The organism is Streptomyces sp. NPDC001549, assembly GCF_042894025.1.
GTDB lineage: Bacteria > Actinomycetota > Actinomycetes > Streptomycetales > Streptomycetaceae > Streptomyces > Streptomyces kutzneri.
Window position 1 is genome coordinate 152669 of the sequence record NZ_JBIAVJ010000013.1, and the last position, 6000, is coordinate 158668.

At 73.2% G+C, this 6000-nt stretch carries 5 protein-coding genes; 2 read left to right on the forward strand and 3 right to left on the reverse strand.

Annotation, left to right across the window (positions count from 1 at the left end; all coding sequences use genetic code 11):
* Nucleotides 1-25 precede the first annotated feature (25 nt).
* From ACFY04_RS22260 to ACFY04_RS22270, 3 genes are all read right to left on the reverse strand, one after another.
* A complete protein-coding gene (locus tag ACFY04_RS22260; RefSeq protein WP_389118996.1) occupies nucleotides 26-943 on the reverse strand; it encodes a polysaccharide deacetylase family protein in 918 nt (305 codons plus the stop codon).
* Between the two features lie 206 nt (nucleotides 944-1149).
* A complete protein-coding gene (locus tag ACFY04_RS22265; protein WP_389118998.1) occupies nucleotides 1150-2517 on the reverse strand; it encodes an alkaline phosphatase PhoX in 1368 nt (455 codons plus the stop codon).
* 20 nt (nucleotides 2518-2537) lie between these two features.
* Nucleotides 2538-3098 (reverse strand): hypothetical protein, encoded by a 561-nt coding sequence (locus tag ACFY04_RS22270; protein ID WP_389119000.1) that lies wholly within the window; start codon nucleotides 3096-3098, stop codon nucleotides 2538-2540.
* A 247-nt stretch (nucleotides 3099-3345) separates the two neighbouring features.
* On the opposite strand from ACFY04_RS22270, the gene ACFY04_RS22275 reads away from it, so the two are divergent.
* Entirely contained in the window at nucleotides 3346-4659 is a 1314-nt protein-coding gene (locus ACFY04_RS22275) for a cytochrome P450 (protein WP_389119001.1), read from the forward strand.
* A 39-nt stretch (nucleotides 4660-4698) separates the two neighbouring features.
* On the forward strand, nucleotides 4699-5871 hold the full coding sequence (locus ACFY04_RS22280; RefSeq protein WP_389119003.1) for an amidohydrolase family protein: 1173 nt from the start codon (nucleotides 4699-4701) through the stop codon (nucleotides 5869-5871).
* Nucleotides 5872-6000 lie beyond the last annotated feature (129 nt).

The following is a 6000-nucleotide window of genomic DNA, read 5'->3' on the forward strand; positions in this document are numbered from 1 at the left end:
GCCCGGAAGCGGCCCGGGGCCCGCGCTACTTGCCGATCAGCTCGGAGACCTTCACGAACCGGTAGCCGCGCTTGCGCAGCTCCGGGACGATCCGCTGGATGGCCTCCTCGGTGACCGGGGCGGCGCTGCGCGTGCAGTGCATGACCACGACCGAGCCGGGCTTCACGCCGGCGAGCACCTGCTCGGCCACGGCGCCCGGGTCCTTGGCGAAGGCGTCCCCGCTGACCACGTCCCACTGGACGGCCGTGACCTTGGCCGTGGACAGCGCCCGCAGCGCCTGGTCGTCGTAACAGCCGCCGGGGAAGCGGAAGTACGGGACGGTGTTGACCGCGCCCGCCTGCCGGAAGGCGGCGAAGGCGCGGTCCACGTCGGCGCGGGCGGCCGCGGCGTCGAGCGCGGGCAGCCCGTAGCAGGGGGACTTGAAGGCGTGGTGGCTGTACGAGTGGTTCGCGATCTCGAAGTTCGGGTCGGTGCCGATCGACTTGGCCTGGTCCGGGTACTCCTCGGCCCAGCGGCCCGTCATGAAGATCGTCGAGGGCACCTTGAGGGTGCGCAGGGCCGAGATCAGCGCGGGGTTGTCGAAGTGCTCCCCGTCCGCGGCGCGCGGCCCCTGGTCGGAGGTCATGTCGGCGTCGAAGGTCAGCGCCACTGTCTTGTCCGTCTGCTGCTCCGCCCGTTCGAAGACGGGGGTCAGGCCGTTCGGGCCCGGCGCCATGGTCGGGGGCTTGGCGGGCGCACCGGCCTGCGGGGACGCGGCGGGCGATCCGGAGGCGGAGGCGGAGGCGGAGCCCGAGGCCGAGGCGGACGCCGAGGCGGCGGGGGTGCCCATACGGGCCTCGCGGCCGGTGTCCGGCGCGCCGGCGCCGCCCCCGCATCCCGCGAGCGCGGCGCCGAGCACCGCCGTGACAGCTGCGGCAGCTACTTTTCGTACGGAATTGGTCACGTACGCAAACTATATGACTAACCGATGATAGGAATGAACGACAGGCGGTCGGGCGGAACTCACCCCGCCAGCAGCCTCCTGCGGCACTCCTCGACATCGAAGTCCCCCTTCGGACACTGCGGACCGATCTCCTCCAGGTGCTCCCGCAGCAGCGTGCTGATGGCCCAGTTGCGGTACCGCGAGGACAGTACGAGGTCAGCGCGAGGTCAGTGCCAGGGCCCTGTCACCGCGAACGTGGTCCCCGGCGCGTAGGCGTTCACGTACATCGTCCGCCCGTCGGGGGAGAAGGTGACCCCGGCGAACTCCCCCCACTCCGGGGCCCCCGGCCGGCCGATGTCCTCGGCGTTGCGGGCCATCGGGTAGACCTCACCGCCCACCGTCACCCCGAAGACGTACTGCGCGCCGCCGCCGTCCTCGCACACCATCAGTCCGCCGTCCGGGGCCAGACAGATGTTGTCGGGGGAGTCCCCGGGCAGCGCGATGTCGGCGGCCGGGCCGAAGAGCACGTCCAGGCGCAGCAGGGCGCGCCGCGGATCGTAGAACCACACCTGCCCGTGGTGGTCGGCGGCCGCGCCCTCGCCGCTGCGCGCGAAGCTGGACACGAAGTGCACCCCGCCGTCGCCCCAGTAGCAGCCCTCCAGCTTCTGCGCGTGGGTGATCCCGCCCGGCCCGAAGTCCTGGAGCCGGATCGGCGTTCCGGCCGCCGACGGGTCCGGTACGGGCACCCACTCCACCGGGAACACCGCCCCGGGCTCGTCCACCACCGCCAGGTCCGCGAGCCCCGCCACCCGCAGGGCCTCCAGCCGGCCCCCGGCCCGCAGCGAGCCGAGCCCGCCGAGCGGCCGCTCCGGCAGGAACCGGTAGAACAGCCCGAACGGCCGGACGAAGGCGTCCTCGGTCTCGTAGACGACCCCGCGGTACGGGTCCACGGCGACGGCCTCGTGCGCGAAGCGGCCCATCGCGGTGAGCGGGACCGCGCCCGAGCGGTGCGGGTCGGCCGGGTCCACCTCGAAGACGTAGCCGTGGTCGCGGGTGTAGCCGGAGGTGCCCGCGCGGTCCTCGGTCTCCTCGCAGCTCAGCCAGGTGTTCCAGGGGGTACGGCCGCCCGCGCAGTTGACGGCGGTGCCCGCGAGGGCGACGCGCTCACCGGTGACCCGCCCGGCCGCGTCCAGTTCCAGGGCGGTGCAGCCGCCGAGGGCCTGGGGGTCGTAGGTCAGTCCCGGGACGGCGGGGACGCGCAGGGCGGCGGTGGTGCGGTTCTCGTGGTTGCGGACGAGGCGCGCACGGCCGCCGCCGGCCTCGAAGGCGGCCATGCCGTCGCAGTTGGCGGGCACGGGCCCCTCGCCGGAGCGCAGCGGCTCGCCGGCCCGGGAGAGCACCCGGTAGGTGAACCCGGCGGGCAGGTCGAGCAGCCCGCGCGGGTCGGCCACCAGCGGCCCGTACCCGCGGTCGGTGCGGGGGGTCCGCGGGGCCCGGGCGGCGGCCCGGGAGCCACCACCGGCGAACAGTGCGCCGAGCGCCCCGCTGAAGGCGATCCCGCCCGCGGCGAGCAGGCTGCGCCGGGTGACGGGCATGGGTGGCTCCCCGGGCGGCATCAGACGGACGGCTTGGGGCGGGTGGTGCCCGGAAGGCAGGTCACCGCCCGGTTGAAGGTCTCGAACAGGCCGTCGGGGTTCTTCTTCCAGAGCCACAGGTGCAGGGCGTAGTGCACCGGCTGACCGGGGAAGTTGCCGGGCTTGGGGCCCTTGAAGGGGGTGCCGAACATCGTGGGGCGGTCGTCGTCCGTCGTGAGCTTCTGGTCGCGGTCGTAGAGCAGCCACTGCACCGCGACGAGTCGTTTGCCGCCGCGCCCGTCGTCCTCGTAGAACAGCGCGGCGGGCTTCGCCGGGTCGAGGGAGTTGTCGTACTTGTGATTGAAGTGCGGGTAACCGAGCGCGCCCGGGCCCGCCTTGTCGACGACGCAGTACTGGTCGGGCTTGTAGCCGTCCGCCACGGCGTTGGCGTGCACCTGGTATCTGGCGGTCGCCGCGTACGTGCGGGCAAGGTCGCCCTGGGCCCGGCCGGGGCCCGTGCCCGCGGCGGCGAGGGGAGCGGTGACGGCCGCCAGGGTGAGCGAGGCGGCTGCGGTGAGGGCCAGGGCGAGACTGCGGGCCATGCGCGGGCTCCTTGTGACGGGCTGGCTGGGGCACCTGCAGCCCTTCCCCGGGCCGCCGGGCCCGCCACACACTCGGCCCGGACGGGCGACCGCCGATCGGCTGACGGTCGGCCGGACCCGCACCCGGACCCGCCCCGGCCCCCGGCACCGCCGGCTCACTCGAACGGGAAAGGCGCCGTTTCGCGACGCATCCGCACGGGGAACCGGTGTTGTCCCCAGCAGGCGAGTGCGACGGAGGGTACGGACCATGGCGCAGCAGGATGCGGCACCGGACGGCGGCGGCGAGCTGCACGACATCGTGTCGGCCGTGTCCAGGGGCGCGCCGGAGTACCGGCAGTGCCCCCATCCGATGTACGCCGCCCTGCGCGAGCAGGCCCCGGTGTGCCGGCTGACCCCTCCCCACGGGATCGAGACGTACCTCATCACCCGTCACGACGACGCCCGCGACGCCCTGTCGGACCCCCGGTTCAGCAAGAACATGCACGGCGCCATCGACACCTACCACGCCGTGTACGGCAGCTTCTTCGACGCGCTCGACGACAACGTGCTCTTCTCGGACCCGCCCCGGCACACGCGGCTGCGCCGCGTCCTGCGGAGCGCCTTCACCCCCCGGCGGGTGGAGCAGATGCGCCCGAGGATCACCGAGATCGCCGAGGACATCCTGCGCGAATGCCGGAAGGCGGGCACGGTCGACCTCATGGCCTCGTTCGCGTTCCCGCTGCCCGTCGCGGTCCTGTGCGAACTGATGGGCATCCCGCAGGGGGACCGCCCGGAGATCCTGGAGCAGTTCGCGGTGGTGACCCGCTCCCGGTTCGACCCCAGCAAGAAGGCGGAGCTGAAGGCGGCCGAGGAGCGCCTGCAGCACCGGTTGGAGCGGCTCATCTCGGACACGCGCGCGCACCCGTCGGACTCCTTCCTCGGCGACCTCCTCCAGGCGGAGGAACGGCTGGAGGATCCCGAACTGGTCGCGTCGCTGTGGGTCCTGTTCTTCGCCGGCCACAAGACCACCGCCTACCAGATCGGCAATTCCGTCCTCAGCCTGCTGCTCCGCCCCGACCAGGCGGCGCTGCTGCGCAAGGACCCCGCGCTCATCCCGCGGGCGGTCGAGGAGATGCTGCGCTTCGAGGGATCGGTGGAGACGTCGACCTTCCGGTACGCGGCGCGGGACGCCGAGATCCGGGGCACCCTGATCCCCGAGGGCTCCCTCGTGCAGATCGCGATCTCCTCGGCCAACCGGGACCCCGAGAAGTTCGACCTCCCCGACGAGCTGGACGTGACGCGCGAGGGACTCCAGGGCACGCACCTGGGCTTCGGGCACGGAACCCACTACTGCCTGGGGGCACCGCTCGCGCGGCTCGAACTCGAGATCGCGCTCGCCACCCTCCTGCGGGAGTTCCCGGACATGGAGCTCGCGGACGCGCAGGAGACCGGCAGGGCGTGGCTCAAGGGTCCGGTGCCGGCTTTCCGGGGCCTCGAACACCTCCGGCTGGTCCTGGAGCCGTCCCGCCCCGGCGCGGACCCGGACGAGCCGTCCCTGGCCTCCGTGGCCTCCGGCCGGTAACCCAGACCCGATGGGCGGTGGATTGGCATGACGGATTCCGTGAGTACCTCCGCACTGCGCCTCCTGGGGACGCCGGCGGACGAACTGCGGATCGCCGCGGTGGGCACCAGCGAGGTCATCCGGGTCGCGCGGGGTCACTCCGCACCGGGTACGGACGCGGCGCGCGCGGTCCATTCGAAGATCGACATGCATCATCACTTCTGCGCGCCGCAGTGGCGCGACTGGGCCGCGCACCACGAACTGATCAAGCCGGAACGGCTGCCCCCGTGGAGCCGGCTCGACACCGACGCGGCGATCCGCTTCATGGACGGCGCGGGCATCACGACCGCCGTCCTGAAGCCGATGCTGCCGGCGCGCTACCGGTCGTCGGCGCAGCTGCGCGAGGCCATCAACATCACGCTGCAGTCGATGACCGAGGTGGCGCAGGCGCATCCGGGAAGGTTCTCGTACTACGTGCCGCTGTTCCTGGACGACCCGGAGGCCTCGTCCTGGGCCGTGCGCCGCGGGCTCGGGCAGCTCGGGGCCGTCGGGGTGAACGTGACGGCCAACTACGGGGGCGTCTACCTCGGTGATCCCGCCTACGACCGGCTGTTCCACGAGCTGAACGAGTTCTCCGCCGTGGTGGACACCCACCCGCACAACCTTCCGGACGGCCCGCCCGGTGCCTCCGGTCCGCCCGGTGCGTCCGGTCCGCCCGGTGCGTCCGGTCCGCCCGGTGCCTCCGGCCCGCCGGGTGCGTCCGGTCCGCCCGGTGGGTCGACGGTTCCGGGGATCCCGAACTTCATGTGCGACTTCCTGCTGGACACCACGCGGGCCGCCGTGAACATGATCAGCCGGAGGACGCTGGACCGCTTCCCGGACCTCTCCGTGGTCCTGCCGCACGCCGGAGGCTTCCTGCCGTACATCGCGACGCGCCTGCAGGCCCTCGGACGGTTCTGCGAACCTGCCGTCGAACCCGCCGCCGTCCGTGACCACCTGAGCCGCTTCTACTACGACACGGCAGGCCCCATGGCGCCCGCCGCGACCCTGCTGGAGCACGTACCGGCCGACCACATCCTCTTCGGCACGGACTGGCCCGCCGCCCCCGCCGACACGGTCATGGACCTGGCACTCCCCGCCCTCGAAGCCGACCCGGCCTTCACCCCGGAGCAGCTGCGGGGGATCTACCACGACAACGCGATGCGCCTGATCCCGCAGCTGGCGACCGCCTGACGGGGGTGGGGGGCGCGGGGGGCGGGCCCCCCCCCCCCCCGGGGGGGGGCGGGGGGGGGGAGAGGAGGGTGGCGCGGAGGGTGTTAGTGGTTGCCGTCAGCGCCGGGGAGGCCCGGCAGTTAGCCGTGG